The 16595-nt window shown below is 60.4% G+C and carries 13 protein-coding genes; 6 read left to right on the forward strand and 7 right to left on the reverse strand.

Annotation, left to right across the window (positions count from 1 at the left end):
• Positions 1–1392: an FAD-dependent oxidoreductase gene (locus BLQ41_RS25125; protein ID WP_090185856.1), complete on the reverse strand. Its 1392-nt coding sequence runs from the start codon at positions 1390–1392 to the stop codon at positions 1–3.
• Positions 1393–1404: 12 nt separating this feature from the next.
• Positions 1405–2730: an MFS transporter gene (locus BLQ41_RS25130; protein WP_090185859.1), complete on the reverse strand. Its 1326-nt coding sequence runs from the start codon at positions 2728–2730 to the stop codon at positions 1405–1407.
• Between the two features lie 265 nt (positions 2731–2995).
• Between BLQ41_RS25130 and BLQ41_RS25135 the strand changes: the two genes are divergently transcribed.
• Complete coding sequence (locus tag BLQ41_RS25135) at positions 2996–3868, forward strand: LysR family transcriptional regulator (protein ID WP_090185862.1); 873 nt, start codon at positions 2996–2998, stop codon at positions 3866–3868.
• 159 nt (positions 3869–4027) lie between these two features.
• Here BLQ41_RS25135 and BLQ41_RS25140 read toward each other — a convergent pair whose 3' ends face one another.
• Positions 4028–4885: a LysR substrate-binding domain-containing protein gene (locus tag BLQ41_RS25140; RefSeq protein WP_090185865.1), complete on the reverse strand. Its 858-nt coding sequence runs from the start codon at positions 4883–4885 to the stop codon at positions 4028–4030.
• Between the two features lie 115 nt (positions 4886–5000).
• On the opposite strand from BLQ41_RS25140, the gene BLQ41_RS25145 reads away from it, so the two are divergent.
• The 3 genes from BLQ41_RS25145 to BLQ41_RS25155 all read left to right on the forward strand — a co-directional run bounded on the left by BLQ41_RS25145 (position 5001) and on the right by BLQ41_RS25155 (position 7736).
• Positions 5001–6110 carry a 2-aminoethylphosphonate--pyruvate transaminase gene (locus BLQ41_RS25145; protein ID WP_090185868.1) on the forward strand — a complete coding sequence of 370 codons (1110 nt, stop codon included), beginning with the start codon at positions 5001–5003 and terminating at the stop codon, positions 6108–6110.
• A gap of 61 nt (positions 6111–6171) precedes the next feature.
• Entirely contained in the window at positions 6172–6999 is an 828-nt protein-coding gene (gene phnX, locus BLQ41_RS25150; RefSeq protein WP_090185871.1) for a phosphonoacetaldehyde hydrolase, read from the forward strand.
• Positions 7000–7187: 188 nt separating this feature from the next.
• Positions 7188–7736, forward strand: a complete 549-nt coding sequence (locus tag BLQ41_RS25155; RefSeq protein ID WP_090185874.1) for a cytochrome b — start codon at positions 7188–7190, stop codon at positions 7734–7736.
• A gap of 7 nt (positions 7737–7743) precedes the next feature.
• Here the strand turns inward: BLQ41_RS25155 and BLQ41_RS25160 are convergent, their stop codons facing one another.
• Complete coding sequence (locus BLQ41_RS25160; protein ID WP_090185876.1) at positions 7744–8661, reverse strand: 1-aminocyclopropane-1-carboxylate deaminase/D-cysteine desulfhydrase; 918 nt, start codon at positions 8659–8661, stop codon at positions 7744–7746.
• Between the two features lie 165 nt (positions 8662–8826).
• Positions 8827–10866 carry an oxidoreductase gene (locus tag BLQ41_RS25165; RefSeq protein ID WP_090185878.1) on the reverse strand — a complete coding sequence of 680 codons (2040 nt, stop codon included), beginning with the start codon at positions 10864–10866 and terminating at the stop codon, positions 8827–8829.
• Between the two features lie 210 nt (positions 10867–11076).
• On the opposite strand from BLQ41_RS25165, the gene BLQ41_RS25170 reads away from it, so the two are divergent.
• The gene (locus BLQ41_RS25170) at positions 11077–12207 is read left to right on the forward strand and encodes a carbon-nitrogen hydrolase family protein (protein ID WP_090185881.1); all 1131 of its coding nucleotides are present in this window, start codon (positions 11077–11079) and stop codon (positions 12205–12207) included.
• A gap of 3 nt (positions 12208–12210) precedes the next feature.
• On the forward strand, positions 12211–13251 hold the full coding sequence (locus BLQ41_RS25175) for an AraC family transcriptional regulator (RefSeq protein WP_090185883.1): 1041 nt from the start codon (positions 12211–12213) through the stop codon (positions 13249–13251).
• A 348-nt stretch (positions 13252–13599) separates the two neighbouring features.
• Here BLQ41_RS25175 and BLQ41_RS25180 read toward each other — a convergent pair whose 3' ends face one another.
• Together BLQ41_RS25180 and BLQ41_RS25185 are read right to left on the reverse strand one after the other, a co-directional pair.
• A complete protein-coding gene (locus tag BLQ41_RS25180; protein WP_090185885.1) occupies positions 13600–14445 on the reverse strand; it encodes a DUF2242 domain-containing protein in 846 nt (281 codons plus the stop codon).
• 229 nt (positions 14446–14674) lie between these two features.
• Positions 14675–16546, reverse strand: a complete 1872-nt coding sequence (locus BLQ41_RS25185; protein WP_090185888.1) for a SurA N-terminal domain-containing protein — start codon at positions 16544–16546, stop codon at positions 14675–14677.
• Positions 16547–16595 lie beyond the last annotated feature (49 nt).

A 16595-nucleotide genomic window follows, 5' to 3' on the forward strand; every position in this document is an offset into this window, starting at 1 on the left:
TCATCCCTTGTCGGCCTTGCCCGCCGCCGCTGCGAACTTGGCCAGGCGCACGTCCAAATGCCGAGGCCGGCGCCCGTGATCCTCTGCGCGTTCCTTGCGGCGGATGGCGTTGCGCACCATCAAGGAGCCGAGGTAGCGAATCGGCTCCGGCGGGAAAAAACCTAAGGGGCCATTGACCAGAGGTGAACGGGTCCAGACGTTGTCCAGCCCCTGAACCAGCGAGGCTAGAATCTGCCCGCCCATATGGCACGGGCCGACGCCGCTGCCGGAATAACCGAAACCGTAAAACACATTGCCGCAGGTGCTCATCTGGCCGAAAAACGGCAAACCGGTGACCGACCGATCCGAAGGACCGTTCCAGGTGGCCTCGACCTTGACCTCGGCGAACGCCGGAAAAAACTCGTTCAGGCTGTGCTGCAACAAACCGGCATAAGGCGACGGTTGATCGAACACCGGCAACATTCGCCCGCCGTAGGCAAAGGTGTTGCCACCCTTGCCGAGCATGATTCGCCCGTCCGGGGTGTTGTGGTAGTAGTGCACGAATATCCGCGAATCGAGCACGGTAACCCCGCTGGTCAAACCGATTTCGTTGAGCAAATCGGGTCGCGGCTCGGTGATCAGCATGTCGCTGGAAACGATCGCCACGCTGCGTTCGAACTGGGGAAACGCACGGGCCATCCAGGCGTTCATGGCCAGCACCACACGGTCGGCGCGGACGGTGCCGCCGGGGGTTTTAACCCCGGCAGGCTTGCCCTCCTCCAGCCCGGTCATCGCGGTGTTCTCGTGAATTCGCACACCCAGTTGCAAGGCGACCCGGCGCAAACCGCGCACCAGTTTGCCCGGCTGCACACTCGCGGCGGCTGGCGAAAACCAGCCTTCCAGGTGTTTGCTGGAGCCGGCCATGCGTTGCACGTCGGCGACCGGTCGTTGGCTGAAGGAATTGATGCCGTTGCGCTCCAATGCGGCAATCACCGCATCGGTCGAACCGCATTGCGCTTGATTGGTCGCGGTGTAAAGCGTGCCATCGAGGCGGTAGTCGGCATCGACGCCGTACTGTTCGCAGAAGGCGCCGATCGCATAAATGCTGCGCTCCGACTCCTTGACCAGGCGCACCGCTTCCTCGACACCGAACAACCTTTCCAGCGTGAAAAACTTGGCCGACCACGACAGCGCGCAACCACCATTTCGACCGCTCGCGCCGGCACCGCAGATGTCTGCCTCGATCAGCAGCACATCCAGTTCGGGGTTCTGCTCCTTGAGCATGATCGCGGTCCATAACCCGGTGTAACCACCGCCGACGATGCACACATCGGCGCGGGTGTCGTCCGACAAAGGTTCGCACGGCGCGCAGGTCTCGGCCTCCAGCGCCTGTTCCAGCCAGAAAGGTCTCATCGGTTTTTTTCCTCAGGTACGCAGGGGTTTTACAGGCATCGCCTGGTTGGGCACAAAGGCGCTGTCGGTACGCAGGCCAGCCGGACGGCTGTTCCAGTGCGGGATCAGGACCAGGACGGAGAACATTGCGCAGCCGGCGAAGACGATGAACACCGTCACCGAGTCGAAATAGCCCGGCAGCAAGCCACCGAGAATCGCTCCGACCGAACCGCAACCGTTAACAAAACCGGCCGCCGTCGCACCCGCCTTGGCCGTGCCGAAATCAATCGCTGCCGCGCCGCTGATCATCGAGTCCGGTCCGTAGAGCGTCAGGCCCATGACGAACAACAGTGCCACCACCAGCATGACGCTGCCGGTGTGCAGAGCGCCCATGAACAGCGTCAGGGAAATGGTCAACGCCAACAGACTGAGCACGCAGGCCGGCATGCGTCGGGCGCCGAACAGTTTGTCCGAAGCCAGGCCCAACAGGATCGGCCCCAGCAGCCCGGCCAGTTCGAACGAGGTGGGAATGATCGCCGCACCGACCTTGCCCACCGAGGGCATCTGCTCGAAGACGATCACCGGCCCCCACAGCAGAATCGCGTAGCGCGCCGGTTTCAACAGGAAGTACGCCAGGCCGAGAACCAGCACCGTGCGATTGCGCAGGATTTCCTTTAACGGCTCCAGTACGCTGATCTTGCTCTGCGCATGGGATTCTTCCGCCGTCAGTTCCGGTTCCGGCTCCACCGCCGGCAAGCCGACGTCTTGCGGTGTGTTGCGTTGAAAAATAAAAAACAGCACGGCGACCAGCCCAACCACCGCCGCACTGGAAAAGAACGCCGCGTGCCAGGTGCCGATGAGCGTGTACGCCCACCAGCCGGCAAACGGCGAGGCCACCAGCCCGCCAAAGGCGTAGCAGGAGCTCCATAGTCCTAGCACCCTGCCGCGCTGCTCGGCGGGGAAGAAACTGCCAATGTTCTTGCACAGTCCTGACCATCCGGTCGACTGGGCCAGGCCCTGGATCAACATGCAGGTGGCGAAAATCGGTAACGTCGCGAAACTGCCCATCACCAGGGCGGCCGCCGCAGAAATCAGCAACCCGCCGAGCACCACGACCCTTGGGCCAAAGCGGTCGGCGAGGATGCCCCAGGTGAATTGACCGATGGCGTATGCCGTCAGGTAGATGGCGTCGAGGTTGGCCATGGCCATTTTGTCGAGCATGAACGTGGGGTCTTCAGCGATCCCCAGTTTGGCCACGGAAAACGCTTTGCGAGTGAAATAGAACGCGGCGTAGGCGAGCCAGGTGATCGCGAAGATCTGCACGCGCCAACGCTTGATGGTGCCGATGGGATTGTTCATTGTGGTTCTGACCTCAGGTGTGAGTGTGCCGGCAGAATTGGAAGAAAACGCCTGTGTTTTTATTGTTAAGCACTTCGATATCGCCGCTTCCCTAGGGCGATACCGGTCAGATGAACCTGTAATTGCACGCACAGGCTCATGGCCACCGATGCTGTTCGACTGACCAGTCACCGGGGCTGAGGCCGATAAAAACAATTACTGATTAATAAGTGAAATCGATTTATCGTATTTCCAATATAAGCTCAGCTTGTTACTGGAGGTTTCGATGTCGGTTTCTCACGCCCAGCTCAAAGCCTTCCACGCCGTGGCCGTCCACGGCAGCTTCACCAAAGCCGCCGAGCGGCTGTTTCTTACCCAACCGGCAATTTCCGATCAGGTGCGCAAACTCGAAGAGCGCTTCGGTGTGTTGCTGTTCCACCGCAATAAACGCTCGGTGCGCCTGACGGACCTGGGCGAGCGTCTGCTGAGCATTACCCAGCGGCTGTTCGTGATCGAGGCTGAGGCGCAGGAGCTCTTGCATGACTCCCGGGCCTTGCAGACTGGCAGCCTAATTCTCGCGGTGGATGCACCGGTGCATGTGCTGCCGCAGATTGCGCGTTTCTGTGAGCGCTACCCCGGCATCAGCGTGAAGATCGAAACCGGCAACACCGATGAATCGCTGTTCCGCCTGTTCAACTATCAGGCCGATCTGGCGTTGTTGGGCCGGGATGTCAGTGACGAACGATTGATTTCTCTACCGCTGCGCAACGACCCCATGGTGGCGTTCGTGTCGCGCAATCATCCGTGGGCGAATCGTGAGTCGATCTGCCTCGCTGATCTGGACGACACGCCGCTGGTGCTGCGGGAAATCGGCTCGGTGACCCGTCAGACCCTGGAAGAGGAAATGGCCCGGGCCGGGTTTCGGATTCGCCCGGCGATCGAGGTTGAGGGCCGGGAAGCGGCACGTGAGGCGGTGGTCGTGGGGATTGGCGTTGGCGTGGTGTCGGCTGCCGAGTTTGGCGCGGATTCGCGGGTCTGCGCTTTACCCATTACCGATTGCACCCGGCGCCTGACCGAGACACTGGTGTGCTTGCGTGAGCAGAGTTCGCGGCGGGTGGTGGCGACGTTTCTGGAGATGGTTCGCGAGAGTCTGGTGTAAACAGGTCCGGCCCCTTCGCGGGCAAGCCCGCTCCCACAGTTTTCAATGATCGTTCCCACGCTCTGCGTGGGAATGCAGCCCGGGACGCTCCGCGTCCCAAAGCGGACGCAGAGCTTCCATTGAGGCATTCCCACGCAGAGCGTGGGAACGATCACATTCCTACGGCGCCAAATCAAAAAACGCCCGGATCAAACGCAAATCCCGCCGCCGCTCCATGCACCCGATCATGTGCCGGTTCACCAACCCCTCACCCACAATCGGCACCGCAACCACCCGCGGGTCATGGCTGACTTCCACTGAAGACACCACGCCAACGCCCAACTCCGCAGCAACGGCTTCAGTCACCGCCTCACGACTGTCCAGTTCCAACAACACTCGCGGACTGACCTTTGCCTGGCTGCACGCCTCATCAAACGTGCGCCGGGTAATTGAACTCGGCTCACGCAACACCATGATCACCTGATCCAGCTCCTTGAGTTGTACGTCCTTCGAACGCTGTGCCCACGGATGCCCGGCCGGCACCAGCGCGCAAATCCGTGACTCGCTCAACGCTTGCAGATGCAACCCCTTGCGCGGCTCGACCTCGGTCAACACCGCCACGTCGGCGTGTTCGGACAGCAGCGCGGCCAAGGTTTCCTGGGCATTGCCCAAGCGCAGGTTCACCGTGATCCCCGGATACCGCGCACGCAGACTGGCCAGCATCGGCATGACCATGTGCGGGCCATCCGCCGCGACTTCCAGGCGCCCGGTCAGCAGCTGCCGATTCGCTTCCAGCATCACCTGCGCCTCTTCGGCCAGGCCGAACATCGCCCGGGTGATCGCCGCCAGTTTGGTGCCCTCCTCCGTCAGCTCCACGCGCCGTGCAGTACGGCGCAGCAGGGTGATCTGGTAGTGCTCTTCCAATGCTTTTATGTGCCCGGTCACCGCTGGCTGGCTAATGAACAGGCGCTCGGCCGCACGGGTGAAGCTGCCTTCGCGGGCCACCGCGTCGAAGGCGCGAAGCTGGAACAGGTTCATGGATAACTCTCACTGATGGCTGGCATAACAACAAACAATTTGATTGATAGCACGCCGAATTGCAATTTATGTCCCGTAGCTTCATCCCACAGAGAGCTTTTGCGAGGACACAAGAATGAGTATTGCCGAGCCAATCCTGCTCACCCCCGGCCCACTGACCACCTCCAGCCGCACCCGCCAGGCGATGATGGTCGACTGGGGTTCATGGGATGACCGCTTCAATCAACTGACCGCCAGCCTCTGCGAGCAACTGCTGGCCATCATCAACGGCGGCGACAGCCACCACTGCGTGCCCTTGCAAGGCAGCGGCACCTTCGCCGTCGAAGCGGCCATCGGCACCCTGGTGCCGCGTGACGGCAAAGTGCTGGTGCTGATCAATGGCGCCTACGGCAAACGCCTGGCGAAAATCTGCGAGGTACTCGGCCGCTCGTTCAGCACCTTCGAAACCGCCGAAGACGAACCGACCACCGCCGCCGACGTCGACCGCCTGTTGCACGCCGACGCCAGCATTACCCACGTCGCACTGATCCATTGCGAAACCAGCACCGGCATCCTCAACCCGCTGCCGCAAATCGCCGACGTCATCGCGCAACACGGCAAACGCCTGATCATCGACGCCATGAGCTCGTTTGGCGCCCTACCGATCGACGCGCAACAGGTGCCGTTCGACGCATTGATCGCCGCCTCGGGCAAGTGCCTGGAAGGTGTGCCGGGAATGGGTTTCGTCTTCGCCCGCAAAGAAGCATTGGCCAACGCCGCCGGCAACTCGCATTCATTGGCCATGGACCTGTTCGACCAGCACACCTACATGGCCAAGACCGGCCAATGGCGATTCACCCCACCGACCCATGTGGTCGCGGCGCTGCATGAAGCCCTGCTGCAATACAACGAAGAAGGCGGCTTGCCGGCGCGGCATAAGCGTTACGCCAACAACTGTCAGGTGCTACTGGATGACATGGCCAAGCTGGGGCTGCGCAGCTTCCTGCCCGCCGAGATCCAGGCGCCGATCATCGTCACCTTCCACGCGCCGAAAGACCCGCGCTACCAGTTCAAGGAATTCTACGAACGCGTCAAGGCCAAGGGTTTCATCCTCTACCCCGGCAAGTTGACCCAGGTCGAAACCTTCCGCGTCGGCTGCATCGGCCACGTCAACGAAGCCGAGATGCACGCGGCCGTGGCGGCGGTAGCCGAGGTGTTGCGCGAGATGGAAGTACTGGAAATCTAACCGCCACCGGTTCCACCAAAAGCAGCCCTTCATTCGTCAGTTGCCACAGGATCAAATCATCATGAACTACACCAACCCAACCAAACTCCAGGCCGCCATCCTCGACTGGGCCGGCACCGTGGTCGACTTCGGTTCGTTCGCGCCAACGCAGATTTTTGTCGAAGCGTTCGCCGAGTTCGATGTCCAGGTCTCTATCGAGGAAGCTCGCGGGCCCATGGGCATGGGCAAGTGGGACCACATTCGCACCCTGTGTGATCAGCCGGAAGTCGCCGAACGTTATCGCAAGGTATTCGGACGCACGCCGACCGACGATGACGTCACCGCCATCTACCAACGCTTCATGCCGCTGCAAATCGAGAAAATCGCCGAGCACTCGGCATTGATTCCCGGCGCGCTGGACACCATTGCCCAGTTGCGTGAGCAAGGCATCAAAATCGGCTCCTGCTCCGGGTATCCAAAGCAGGTCATGGACAAAGTGGTCGAGCTCGCGGCCACCAATGGTTACGTGGCCGACCACGTGGTCGCCACCGATGAAGTCCCCAACGGTCGCCCGTGGCCGGCCCAGGCCTTGGCCAACGTCATTGCGCTGGGCATCGAGGATGTCGGCGCCTGCGTGAAGATCGATGACACCGTGCCAGGCATTCTCGAAGGTCGTCGCGCCGGCATGTGGACCGTTGCGCTGATCTGCTCGGGCAATGCGCTGGGCCTGGACTATGAAGGCTATCGCGCCCTCGGCAGCGACCAACTGGCCAGCGAGCGCAAGCGGATTCACGCGCTGTTCGAAGGTTCGCGGCCGCATTACATGATCGACACCATCACCGACTTGCCGCTGGTGATCGCCGACATCAACAAACGACTGGCCAATGGCGAGATGCCACAAAGCAGCTGATTACGCGCCGCCGGCAAGAAAAAGCGCCCGTTCCCAACCGGAACTGGCGCTTTTTTTTGCACTGTGACTTGATCCAGAGCGTTGAAGGGCGAAATAGCCACAGGCAAAACCGCTAAAGCGGATTACAGTAAAGGAACATCGTCGAACAAGAACGGTGGGCTTTTGACCAGAACTGTGAGGAACACCGTATGCCGTGGAAAAACTCGGAATCACGCTACAGCACTGTATCGATCACGCTGCATTGGTTGATGCTGGTTCTGCTGGCGCTGGTTTACGCCTGTATCGAATTTCGCGGGATCTTTCCCAAAGGCAGTGGCGGCCGAGCACTGATAACCGAATCGCACTTCATGCTGGGCCTGACAGTGTTCGTGCTGGTCTGGCTCAGACTATTCGCCCGCAGCCTGGGCCCGGCACCGCAGATCTTCCCGGCGTCTCCACACTGGCAAGTCACGCTCGCCAGGGTGATGCACTGGGCGTTGTACATTTTCATGATCGCGATGCCGATACTTGGCTGGCTGGTGACCAGCGCCAAGGGGCAACAGGTGATGTTCTACGGTATCGACCTGCCGATGCTGATCCCGGAAGACAAGACGCTGGCCAAGCAAATGCAGGGTTGGCATGAGCTGGGCGGCACCATTGGTTACTGGCTGATCGGCCTGCATGCGTTGGCGGGGATTTATCACCACTATGTCGTGGGTGATAACACGTTGCTGCGGATGATGCCCAAGCGCAGTTGAACGCCACTCATTGAAATCCGCGGCGGCCTTGCAAGCCGCCGGTGTGGATGAAGATCAGGCGCGTGCCCCTGTCGAATGTTCCCGCCTCGATTTGCTGCTTGTGCATCAGCAACGCTTTGCCTGTGTACAACGGTTCGAGCGGTAGGCCGCTGGCCAGTTCGGTCTGTTCAATGAAGTCGAGTAGCAACGGATCGACCTTGGCAAAGCCGCCCCGGCTGGCGTCGAACAGCTCGTAAGCCGAATGCTGCAAACCCGCCTCGTGGATGATTGATGCGACCTGTTGCGCGACTCCATGATCGTCAGGCACCGCCAGCGCGCCGTACACCTTGCGTCTACCCGCCTCGGCCAGCACCAGGCCGGCCAGCGTCGTGCCCGTTCCGCAGGCCAGCCACCAACCGTGGTAGTCGCTCCAGCCCAGACCGCTCAGTTGCTCACTGACCATTGCCCTCAATTGCACACAGCCCAGTGCTCCCTGCAAACCGCCACCCCCTTCAGGCACCGGATACAGGTCGGGATATTGCGCCTGCCACGGCTGCCAGAAACCCGCTTCGTGCCGCGCTCGATAACCGCCATAACCCAACCAGTGCAGCTGCATGCCGAACGCCTGCAAGTCTTTCACCGTCGGGGTTTCTTGTGGATGGCCGCGCAGCAGTCCCACCGTATTGAATCCAAAACGTTTGCCCGCAGCCGCCAGCGCATGCAGATGATTGGAGTGGGCTCCGCCCAGGCTGATGATGCCTTTGGCACCGATCCGGTCGGCGGCTTTGAGGTGTTCGATGAGTTTGAACCACTTGTTACCGCTGATCAGTGGATCGATCTGGTCGAGACGCAGGATGGCGACCTCGATGCCGGCGGTGCTTAGCCAGTCGAGGTGCAGGAGTTGGAGCGGGGCCTGGGGTAGCCAGTCGTTGGGAGGGAGAAGCATTGATGCCGGCTCTGGGTAAAGAGCCAGCATCTTAGCAGCCTTGAGAAGGCCATCGCGGGCAAGCCCGCTTCCACAGGGAGGGCGTCGGCTACCAAATTTGTGAACAACGCAAAACCTGTGGGAGCGGGCTTGCCCGCGATGATCATTGGCGCGCTGAACCTGCTATTACAGCTCCGCCGCCAACCGCGAACCCTGATTGATCGCCCGTTTGGCATCCAGCTCCGCCGCCACGTCCGCGCCACCGATCAAGTGCACATTCTGCCCCGCCGCCACCAGACCCTCCTGCAATTCACGCAGCGGATCCTGCCCGGCGCAAATCACGATGTTATCCACCACCATTAGTTGCGGCTCGCCGGTTTCACCGATGCGGATGTGCAGGCCTTCGTCGTCGATCTTCAGGTATTCAACGCTGTTGAGCATCTGCACCTGCTTGTTCTTCAAACCGGTACGGTGAATCCAGCCGGTGGTTTTACCGAGGCCGTCACCGACCTTGGATTTCTTGCGTTGCAGCAGGAACACATCCCGCGCCGGTGCATGCGGCTCGGCCTTGATCCCCGCGACACCGCCGCGTGCTTCAAGATGGGTGTCGATGCCCCACTCTTTCCAGAACGCTTCACGGTCCTGACTGGTCGACACGCCTTGATGCACCAGGAATTCCGACACGTCGAAACCGATACCGCCCGCGCCAATCACTGCCACACGCTTGCCGACCGGTTTGCGCTGCAGAATCACGTCCAGGTAACTCAGCACCTTGGCGTTCTCGATCCCGGGAATGGCCGGAGTTCTTGGCGCGATACCGGTGGCCAGAATGATCTCGTCGTAACCGCCTTCAACCAGTTTCGCCACGTCGACGCGGGTGTTCAGGCACAGCTCGACATTGGTGGTCTGCAGCTTGCGGTTGAAGTAGCGCAGGGTTTCGAAGAACTCTTCCTTGCCCGGCACACGTTTGGCGACGTTGAACTGGCCGCCGATTTCGCTGGCCGAGTCAAACAGCGTCACCGAGTGCCCACGCTCGGCAGCCACGGTGGCTGCCGACAGCCCGGCAGGACCGGCACCGACCACGGCGATTTTCTTGATCTGTTGCACCGGCAAATAGTTGAGCTCGGTTTCATGGCATGCGCGCGGGTTGACCAGGCAACTGGTCAATTTGCCGCCGAAGGTGTGATCCAGGCACGCCTGGTTGCAGCCGATGCAGGTGTTGATTTCATCGCCACGGCCAGCGGCAGCCTTGTTGACGAACTCCGGGTCGGCGAGGAACGGACGCGCCATGGAGATCATGTCTGCGTCGCCTTCGGCCAGAATCTGTTCAGCCACTTCCGGAGTGTTGATGCGGTTGGTGGTGATCAAGGGAATGTTCACCGAACCGCGCAGCTTGGCCGTGACTTTGCTGAACGCCGCACGCGGGACTTTGGTGGCGATGGTCGGAATCCGCGCTTCGTGCCAGCCAATGCCGGTGTTGATGATCGTCGCACCGGCCTGCTCGATGGCTTTGGCCAACGTCACGATTTCTTCCCAGGAGCTACCGCCTTCCACCAGGTCGAGCATCGACAAGCGGAAGATGATGATGAAGTTGGGGCCAACGGCTTCGCGGACGCGGCGCACGATTTCCACCGGCAGGCGCATACGGTTTTCGTAGCTGCCGCCCCAACGGTCGGTGCGGTGGTTGGTGTGGGCGGCGAGAAACTGGTTAATGAAATAACCTTCGGAGCCCATGATCTCCACGCCGTCGTACTCGGCTTTTTGCGCCAGGGTCGAGCAGGTGACGAAATCGCTGATTTGCTTCTCGATGCCTTCCTCGTCCAGCTCTTTAGGCTTGAACGGGTTGATCGGCGCTTGAATGGCGCTCGGCGCAACTTGTTTCGGGCTGTAGGCGTAACGGCCGGCATGGAGAATCTGCATGCAGATCTTTCCGCCCGCCTCGTGTACCGCGCGGGTCACGATCTGGTGCTTGAGCGCTTCTTCCTCAGTGGTCAGCTTGGCCGCGCCGGAATAGACGCCGCCCTCATCGTTCGGGCCGATACCGCCGGTGACCATCAGGCCAACGCCGCCACGGGCACGTTCGGCAAAGTACGCTGCCATGCGCTCGAAACCGCCGGGCTTCTCCTCAAGACCGGTGTGCATCGACCCCATCAGGGTGCGGTTGCGCAGCGTGGTAAAACCCAGGTCCAGCGGGGCCAACAGGTGCGGGTAGTGAGCGGCGGCCATTCGGTAACTCCACATCGAGCGATCACGGGGAAAATGCAGGGGCTCTTCGGCTCCCGTCAGTCATGGTGGACAGACTAAGAGTCGCGTCCCTGTCACTCAATGACCGAAACTGACAACTTATTGATCCAAATGCGCAGCGCCCCTTGGCAAGCACCGGCATGCGCCCTACCCTAGTCGCGAACCCTGCTCCCGGTCGTTGACTGTTTCCCCATGCGCAAACTTTTGTACCTGACGTTCTCCATGGCCCTGATCGCCGTCCTCACGACCTACGCCATGTGGGCCGCGGACCGCCCGGTGGGTCATTATCTGTCGGACCTGCGCATCAATCTGGCAATCGATCAAGGCACGCCCGGGGATCGCGGCAATCTGCTGGGCATCCAGCCCGAGCTGTTCCCCACCGACTATCAAAGCCCCCAGCGCCTGCACCGCAAGCTGGCGGCCTATCTGCAGAAAGCTCAGGACCAGGGCCTGTTGAATGAAAAGACCATCGTCGTGCTGCCCGAGCATGTCGGCACCTGGTTGATGGTCACCGGCGAAAAAGATGAGCTGTACCAGGCCAGCACACTCAAGGAAGCCATGAACTGGCTGGCGGTGAGCAATCCCGTGCAGTTCGTCCGCGCGCTGATCAGCGCCAAGGGCGAAAGTCGTTACGATGACGCTCACTTGCGGATGAAGGCCAAAGGCATGGCCAAGGACTACCAGGCGCTGTTTGGTGGCCTGGCGAAAGAATTCCACGTAACGCTGGTGGCCGGCACGATCGTCTTGCCCGAGCCGAGCGTTATAGACGGTACGCTGAAAATCGGCCGCGGTGAGTTGTACAATAGCAGCGTGGTGTTCGGGCGCGACGGGCTGCCGATCGGTCAGCCGCAACGCCAGATGCATCCGGTCTTCGATGCAACCGAGGTCCTCGGCGCCAATGAAGACCATACCCTCAATGTCGTCGACACCCCGGCCGGTCGCCTGGGCATACTGATCGGCAGCGACAGCTGGTATCCGGACAATTACCGCAAGCTTGATGACCAAGGCGCGAAGTTCGTCGCCGTCCCGGCTTTTGTGGTCGGGCGCGGCACTTGGGACCAACCCTGGCGCGGATACAAGGGGTTGTCCACGCCAGGCTCCGTCAGCCTCAAACCTGGCGATATCAGTGAAGGCCAGGCCTGGCACCGCCTGACACTGACGTCGCAACCGCCGAGTAGCCAGGCGGTGGCCGGCATGAGCGTGTTTCTTCGTGGCCAGTTCTGGGACCAGGGCAGCGCCGGTCAAAGCTTTCTCAGCAACAACGGGCAACAGTTCGCCGACGGCAACGCCCGTGGCGCGCGGTTGCTGAACCTCTGGTTGTGAATCATGAAACCACTGCCGATGCGCCTCGGGGATCTGTCGGTAGGCTTTGTTCATAGCCTGGCCGACGCTGTGCGCAGCCATGGAGCAGACCCGCAGCCATTGCTTCACCAATACGGCCTGGATACCGCGCGGCTGGCCGAGGCTGGTGCGCGGCTGTCGATCCCGCGCTACATGCGCCTGGGCCACAGCGCCATTCAACTGACCAACGACCCGGCGCTGGGCTTGCGCATGGGCCAACTCAGTCGCCTGAGCCAGGCGGGCCTGGCCGGAATCACCGCAGCACAGGCGCCAACCGTGCGTGAAGCGGCACGCTGCCTGATCCGCTTCGAGGCGCTGTATGGCTCCAATTATCGGGGGCAATCGAGCTTTCTCGAAGACGCTCAAGGTGCGTGGCTGCGGTTCTACTCGATCAGTCCCTATAACGCCTACAACCGCTTCGTGGTCGATTCGATCATCGCCGGCTGGTTGCAGCAATTGTCCGCCCTCAGCGTCGACCCGCTTCGCGCCGAGCGGATCGACATTGAGTTCAGCGAACCGGACTACCGAGAAGCTTATGCGGTGCTGGGTGATTGTCCGATTCAGTTCGGCGCCGAACACAATCAACTGCGCCTGAGCCTGGCCAGTCTCGCCCAGCGCAACCCGCAGCACTGCCCGAGTACCTGGCGCCACTTGCTACAGCTGTGTGAACGGGAACTGGAGCAACTGACACGCACCCGCAGCCTGCGTGAACGCATCACTCAGTTGCTGGGGCCATTGCTCAATGGTGGCCGGGAACCCGACCTGGAAGAAGTGGCGGCACGCCTGAAACTGCCGACCTGGACCTTGCGACGCAAACTCGCCGAGGAAGGCACGCAATTCCGCGCCATTCTCAATGACACGCGTCGCGACCTGGCCATGACCTATATCCGTGACACGGAACTGGCGTTCGGTGAAATCGCCTACCTGCTGGGATTTGCCTCAGCCGAGGCCTTCCAGCGGGCTTTCAAACGCTGGAATGGCCAGACACCCGGCGAGTTTCGCCGCAGTCATCGCCAAACCGCGTAACGCTTACAACTCTGTAGCGTCTTCCGCGGGCTCCAACGGGTCCAGTTCAAACGCCTGATACTCGAGCAGCTCTTCTTGATAGTCATCCATTGCTAAATCCCCCATACCACTTGTTTAAAAAATACCTGAATAAATGACCAGCGCCTTGAGCATAAAGTGCCCACGTGAAAGAAAAATGACGCAGGCACGCCGCTCAGCGGCTACTTATAAAACGTAGCAGGCGGTCAGGAATTTATCACAGGATTTTTTCGATAGCGGCTGTAGGACTTCAGCCTGGCTTGACGCAGATCAATCCAGAAGCCATTTCGGGATCGGTGTCGTGCGACCCGATCCCGAAATGTTTGCCGATTACTGAGCGGCGGTCGGCATGGCCGGAATCGGCTCGCTCGGTGGTGGCAGGGTTGATTGAGGCGGTGGTGCAACCGTTTCGGTGGACGATGACGGCTCGGAGTTTTCAACCGGAGTGATCGGCGCTGTTTCAGCAGGCGGTGCAACCGGCTCCGAAGCGGCAGGTGCGGGTGCGGGTGCAGGGTCCGCTGCAGGTGCTGGCGCAGGCTCTGCTGCGGGCGCTGGCGTCGGAGCCGGAGCCGGAGCCGGAGCAGCCTTGGCCTCAGGCACACCCAGGTCGGTCTTGGGTTTCTCGACGATGTGCGCAGCCTTTTTCGCTTCCGGCGGCAGGAACAGCTCTACCAAGGAAAAAAAACGTTCGTAGAACTTGGCCGACGATACGGTTTCGCTGGCCACCTTGACCATCGAATCATCGGACGAGCCGATCGGCATCGATACCGAACCCAAAACGCCCACGCCCACGCTGGCGGAGTTGTTGGTTTTCTTCAGCGCATAACGATCCTGCAAGGCGTTGGCGAACATGGTCGCGTGATGGCCTTCGCTGCCATCATCGGCACACACCACACTGAAGCTGATCTCCATGTGGGTCTCGCCAGTCTGCTGGAAGCTTTTGTGTCCACTGACCAGTTTCGGGTCGGCGCTGGTGATGATGTAGCCCTGGCTGAGCAGCGCCCGACGGGCGGCTTCGCAGGTCTGCGCATCAGTCACCGGGTAATTGCGCGAAAATGTCCCGGAGTCATTGAAGTTCTCATGCTCGTAGATGGGGGCTTTCTTCGACGAGCAGCCGGCGGCGGCAGCCAGCAACAGCGCCAACCCGACAACCCGCATGGGAATTGATTTAAACATTGAACATCCTGAGGAAAACGGTCCGGGGCGTATTGTGCAACAGATCGATGCTTAGCGGAGCATCGATTAGTGTCTTAAAAGAGATACACGTCTAATGACTGCCATTTACAGGAAAAAGTCGCGAGGTAAACATCCAGGCGACGGATAACCCGTGGCGCTTTGATTTCACCCATAAAAAACCCCAGCCTTTCGGCCGGGGTCCTTGTGTTGCGGGCGACTCGGTCAAGCGTCAGAAACGCTTGATCTCGGCTTGGCTTTCCAACAGCTTGCGGTAGGCCGCAAAGTCTTGCTGGCCAATGCGCGAGGCGAGGAAGCGACGGTATTGAGCCTTCTCTTCATCAGTCGGCGCAGCCGCTTCGTTCACGCCGTTCAGCTGCACGATCACCAGGTTACCATCGGCCAGGGTCACGCTGTTGAAGGTCGGCTTGTCCTTGGCGGCAGGTTTCGGCATCCGGAACAGCGCTTGCAGCACGGTAGGGTCAATCCCCTCCTGAGCGCGAGTCACGGCTTGGGTCACTTTCCAGTTCTGACCGTCGATTGCCTTGTTCAACGGGGTCTTGCCATCGCGCAGGCTGGCGATCAACTCATCAGCCTTGGTCTTGGCGGCCGAACTGGCGTGTTCCTTGGCCAACTGTGCACGGATGCTGGTGTTGACGGCTTCCAGCGGCAGCTGTGCAGGCTTCAAGTGTTCCTTGGCGCGCAGCACGATCACGGTTTCCGGGTCCAGCTCGATGGCGGTGCTGTTGGCACCCTCATCCAGCACTTCAGGACTGAACGCAGCGGTGACCACGGCACGGTTGGCTGCAACACCTTCGCCACCCTCGCGGCCGAACGGCTTGGAGGTGTGAACGGTCAGTTTCAAGTCTTGCGCTGGCTGGGCCAGGTCGGAGGACTCGAACGAGGAGTCTTCCAGTTGCTTGGTCGCCTCGACGAAACGTTGCTCGACCTGCTGGGTTTTCAGCTCGCGGGTCAGCTTGTCTTTCAGGCTGGCCAGCGTCGGCACTTCAGGCGCTTCAACGCCCAACAGCTTGATCAGGTGGAAACCGAAGTCGGTGCGAACCGGCCCGGAAACCTGATCCTTGGACAACGCATACAGCGCGGTTTCGAATGCCGGATCGTAGACACCAGGGCCTGCGTAGCCCAGGTCACCGCCATTGTTCGCCGAACCCGGATCCTGGGAGAATTCCTTGGCCAACGCCTCGAATTTCTCGCCTTTGGCCAGACGCGCCTGAATCTCTTCGATCTTGGCCTTGGCTTGCGCCTCGGTCACTTTATCGTTCACTTCGATCAGAATGTGCGCAGCCCGGCGTTGCTCGGACAGGTTCGCGATTTCTTTCTGATACGCCGCTTGCAGGTCTTCGTCCTTGACGGCGACCTGATCAAAGAAGGAAGACTTCTTCAATTCCAGGTAGTCGATGACGACCTGATCCGGAGTCATGAACTCTTTGGCGTGCTCGTCGTAATAGGCCTTGACCTCATCGTCGGTGAGTTTCACCGCTGCCGGGTCGACCTTGACGTTCAAGGTCGCCATGTCGCGAGTCTGTTTTTCCAGACGGGCGAAAGCCAGAACCTGTGCGTCGGTGACGAAACCGCTACCCGCCAGGCCAGCGCGCAGCTGACCGATCAGCATTTCCTGAGCCAGCATCTGGCGGAACTGCATACGGCTGTAGCCCAGCTGACGAATCACCTGGTCGAAACGCTCAGGACTGAACTTGCCGTCCACCTGGAATTCAGGCGTTTGCAGGATCACTTGATCCAAAGCCGCTTCGGAGAAAGCGAATTTCGAGTTTTCTGCGCCTTGCAGCAGCAGTTTGCGATCGATCAAGCCCTTGAGGGCCGATTCGCGCAGCATTTTTTCGTCGAGCAAGGAAGCGTCGAAATCCTTGCCCAGCTGTTGCATGAGCTGACGGCGTTGCATATCGACCGCCTGGCTCAGCTCGTTCTGGCTGATTTCTTCACCATTGACCTTGGCCGCATCATTCTTGTGCGTCGTGGCCTTGAAGATGGCGTCGAAACCGGTCAAAGCCATCAGTGCAACGATGACCCCGATAATGGTCTTGGCAATCCAGCCTTGTGAATTGTCCCTGATATTCTGCAGCATGCGTCCCCCAGAAACGGTTGAACTTCAAAATTAGGCAACCGTGGAGCGT

Source organism: Pseudomonas arsenicoxydans (genome assembly GCF_900103875.1).
GTDB classification, from domain to species: domain Bacteria; phylum Pseudomonadota; class Gammaproteobacteria; order Pseudomonadales; family Pseudomonadaceae; genus Aquipseudomonas; species Aquipseudomonas arsenicoxydans.

What these genes read in the sequence shown, in the direction of transcription:
- BLQ41_RS25125 (WP_090185856.1), bottom strand. Translation starts at nt 1,392, where the DNA reads ATGAGACCTTTCTGGCTGGAACAGGCGCTGGAGGCCGAGACCTGCGCG.
- BLQ41_RS25130 (WP_090185859.1), bottom strand. Translation starts at nt 2,730, where the DNA reads ATGAACAATCCCATCGGCACCATCAAGCGTTGGCGCGTGCAGATCTTC.
- BLQ41_RS25135 (WP_090185862.1), top strand. Translation starts at nt 2,996, where the DNA reads ATGTCGGTTTCTCACGCCCAGCTCAAAGCCTTCCACGCCGTGGCCGTC.
- BLQ41_RS25140 (WP_090185865.1), bottom strand. Translation starts at nt 4,885, where the DNA reads ATGAACCTGTTCCAGCTTCGCGCCTTCGACGCGGTGGCCCGCGAAGGC.
- BLQ41_RS25145 (WP_090185868.1), top strand. Translation starts at nt 5,001, where the DNA reads ATGAGTATTGCCGAGCCAATCCTGCTCACCCCCGGCCCACTGACCACC.
- phnX (WP_090185871.1), top strand. Translation starts at nt 6,172, where the DNA reads ATGAACTACACCAACCCAACCAAACTCCAGGCCGCCATCCTCGACTGG.
- BLQ41_RS25155 (WP_090185874.1), top strand. Translation starts at nt 7,188, where the DNA reads ATGCCGTGGAAAAACTCGGAATCACGCTACAGCACTGTATCGATCACG.
- BLQ41_RS25160 (WP_090185876.1), bottom strand. Translation starts at nt 8,661, where the DNA reads ATGCTTCTCCCTCCCAACGACTGGCTACCCCAGGCCCCGCTCCAACTC.
- BLQ41_RS25165 (WP_090185878.1), bottom strand. Translation starts at nt 10,866, where the DNA reads ATGGCCGCCGCTCACTACCCGCACCTGTTGGCCCCGCTGGACCTGGGT.
- BLQ41_RS25170 (WP_090185881.1), top strand. Translation starts at nt 11,077, where the DNA reads ATGCGCAAACTTTTGTACCTGACGTTCTCCATGGCCCTGATCGCCGTC.
- BLQ41_RS25175 (WP_090185883.1), top strand. Translation starts at nt 12,211, where the DNA reads ATGAAACCACTGCCGATGCGCCTCGGGGATCTGTCGGTAGGCTTTGTT.
- BLQ41_RS25180 (WP_090185885.1), bottom strand. Translation starts at nt 14,445, where the DNA reads ATGTTTAAATCAATTCCCATGCGGGTTGTCGGGTTGGCGCTGTTGCTG.
- BLQ41_RS25185 (WP_090185888.1), bottom strand. Translation starts at nt 16,546, where the DNA reads ATGCTGCAGAATATCAGGGACAATTCACAAGGCTGGATTGCCAAGACC.